We start from the raw sequence: 3,038 nt of genomic DNA, 5'->3' as shown, positions 1-3,038 counted from the left end.
GAAGACGCGATCGCGGTGCTCGAGGGTGTCGAAGTCGGCAAGTATCACGATTACAAGCATGACTACCGGAAGTAAGCCAGACGCGCCGGGCGTGACCGGCATCACCCTGGCGCCGGGACTCGATGGCGTGCCTGCCGGCGTCCCGGGGTTTCCCGACGTCGCGACTCTGACCCGGCTCGCGAACGCGTTCTTTACGGCGCTGCCCGGCACGACGGACGTTCCTGCTGCACCGGATGCAGTTCCGTCCCCGGCTGCGGGGTCGCCGGGGATACCGGGCGGGGCACGGCCGCCGGGTGCACCCGCCGAGCCCGCGTTCGAGGGCGCACCTGCCGCTGCGGCGGGTCTTACCGGGCGCAGTCCGCATGACTTCCTCACGCCACCTGCACCGGCGGATGCGGAAGCGAGCTTCTATTTCCTGCGGTCCGGCGAGTCGACCTCACCCCGTGCGGTGCCGGCGCTCAATCCGGTACCGACGGGAGCCGACTCGGGACTTGGTGTTACGCCACCGGCGAGCGCGACCGCCTTCCATCCGCGGTCGGTGTCAGACCTCTCGGCGCCGCCGGGGTTGAGACTCGGCTCGACGGCGCCGGCGACCCCCGGCGTCGAGGTCGGCGCTGTGCCTGCTGTCGGCGCCATCCCGCCGTCATCGGCTATCGAGCTGCCGGACGAAGCGGCGCTGCGCGCGCTGCCAGGGACGCTTGCGGGGGCCACCGGCAGCACGCCGCAGCACGGGGTGAGCGCGTCGGCACCGACGTCGGCGAGCGCGCCGTTCTACTTCCTCGACAGCGCGCAGGCGGCACCGCCGCGCAGCACGACGCCGCTGCAACTGCGGCCACGCGACGTCAATCTCGAACCGATGCCGGACCTGGGGCTGGGTGCCGCATTCCGCCAGATCGAGGAGGGCGGCAGTCTGCTTCCCACGGAGGCGGCAGCCGCTTCCGCCTTGCCGAAGCCGGCAACGCCGCCGGCCGATGTCCCCGGCGGTGCGCCCGGCACGTCGGCGGGCGAGGCCTCCGCGGCCGCGCTGTACGTGATCGACGAAGCGCGATCTACCGGCGCGGTGCCACGTGCGCCTGCGGAGCCGACAGCACGCGGGGCCACCGAACCCGCGGCCGGTCTCGCTTCGGCGCACCCGGCCTTCGACGTGAACGCGATCCGGCGCGACTTTCCGATCCTCTCCGAACAGGTGCACGGCCGGCCGCTGATCTGGTTCGACAACGCGGCGACCACCCAGAAGCCACGCGCCGTCATCGACCGCCTTTCGTACTTCTACGAGCACGAGAACTCGAACATCCATCGCGCCGCGCACGAGCTTGCCGCACGGGCGACCGATGCCTACGAGGCCGCGCGCGACAAGGTCGCCCGCTTTCTCCACGCCGCGTCGAGTGACGAAATCATCTTCGTGCGCGGCACGACGGAAGCCATCAATCTGGTGGCGCAGTCGTGGGGACGCCGGCACATCGGCCAGGGCGACGAGATCGTCATCACCTGGCTCGAGCATCACGCCAACATCGTGCCGTGGCAGCAGCTCTGCGCCGAGAAGGGCGCGCGGCTGCGCGTGGCACCGGTGGACGACGACGGTCAGGTGTTGCTCGACGAGTACGAGAAGCTGCTCGGGCCGCGCACCAAGCTCGTTGCCTTCTCCCAGGTGTCGAACGCGCTCGGCACCATCACGCCGGCACGCGAGATGGTCGAGATCGCCCATCGCTACGGTGCGCGCGTGCTGGTGGACGGTGCCCAATCCGTCTCGCACATGCGCGTCGACGTGCAGGCGCTCGACTGCGACTGGTTCGTGTTCTCCGGCCACAAGATATTCGGGCCGACGGGTATCGGCGCCGTGTACGGCAAGGGTGATCTGCTCAACGCGACGCCGCCGTGGCAGGGGGGCGGCAACATGATTCAGGACGTGACCTTCGAAAAGACCGTGTATCAGCCGGCGCCGGGGCGCTTCGAGGCGGGCACGGGCAACATCGCCGACGCCGTCGGCCTCGGTGCGGCCCTCGATTACGTGGAGCGCATCGGCATCGAGAACGTGGGTCGGTACGAGCACGACCTGCTCGTCTATGCCACCCGCGGGCTCTCGGCCATCCCCGGTCTGCGCATCATCGGCACTGCGCGCGAGAAGGCGAGCGTCATTTCCTTCGTGCTCGATGGCTTCCGCAGCGAGGACGTGGGCGCAGCGCTCAACCGTGAGGGCATTGCAGTGCGCGCCGGCCATCATTGCGCGCAACCCATCCTGCGACGCTTTGGTCTGGAGACGACGGTGCGCCCCTCCCTCGCGTTCTACAATACCTGCGAGGAAGTCGATGCGCTCGTCGCGGCCGTACACAGAATCAAGACGGGATATCTCCCGCACTGATCCAAGATGTCGGCGGCGCGGGCACAGCGTGCTGCCGATCAACCACAGCGGAGGTAAGAGAACCATGTCAGTCGCTGCAAATGCCGTCCGCAAGACGGACGCCCAGGCCCTGCTCAAGCGTGCGCGAGCCCGCGCCAAGGATTCATCCGATCGCTTCGCGGGAACGCTGAGCCCGAAGGAGGCGTGGAAGCTCTTCGATGCGGGTGAAGCCGTGCTGGTCGACGTGCGCACCGAGGAGGAACTCGCCTTTGTCGGGCGCGTCCCGCACGCGATTCACGTGCCCTGGGCGACCTGGCCGGGCATGAGACGGAATGCGGATTTCCTGAGAGACCTGGAGGACGAGGTCGACGACAAGAACACTCCCGTGCTCTTCCTCTGCCGCAGCGGCCAGCGCTCGGCTGCGGCGGCTGCCGCGGCCACGGAGGCCGGGTACGAGCATGCCTACAACATTGCCGAAGGGTTCGAAGGCGACCTCGACGACGAGAAGCACCGGGGCGGCACCGGCGGCTGGCGCCATCGCGGATTGCCCTGGGAGCAAAGCTGACCGACCAGGAGTGCGCGCGGCATCGTCAGCGTGCAGGACATCGCTGGCGATGCCGCTCGATGCGCGTCCTCTCCCACGCGCGGGTCCATCTCGCCGTCGACGTCCCGCCCGCTCGCTGACGCCGCCTGCATGTGC

At 69.2% G+C, this 3,038-nt stretch carries 2 protein-coding genes; both read left to right on the top strand.

The genetic code is table 11. The annotated features are described in order from the left end of the window. Positions 1–58: 58 nt before the first annotated feature. The gene (locus JNK68_01485) at positions 59–2,359 is read left to right on the top strand and encodes a SufS family cysteine desulfurase (GenBank protein MBL8539020.1); all 2,301 of its coding nucleotides are present in this window, start codon (positions 59–61) and stop codon (positions 2,357–2,359) included. A 64-nt stretch (positions 2,360–2,423) separates the two neighbouring features. Further along, positions 2,424–2,903, top strand: a complete 480-nt coding sequence (locus JNK68_01480) for a rhodanese-like domain-containing protein (GenBank protein MBL8539019.1) — start codon at positions 2,424–2,426, stop codon at positions 2,901–2,903. The last annotated feature ends 135 nt before the right edge of the window (positions 2,904–3,038 follow it).

The sequence above is a fragment of the Betaproteobacteria bacterium genome (assembly GCA_016791345.1).
Lineage (GTDB): Bacteria > Pseudomonadota > Gammaproteobacteria > Burkholderiales > JAEUMW01 > JAEUMW01.
Note: the sequence above shows the minus strand (reverse complement) of the source record. Positions and strands in the feature narration are given on the sequence as shown.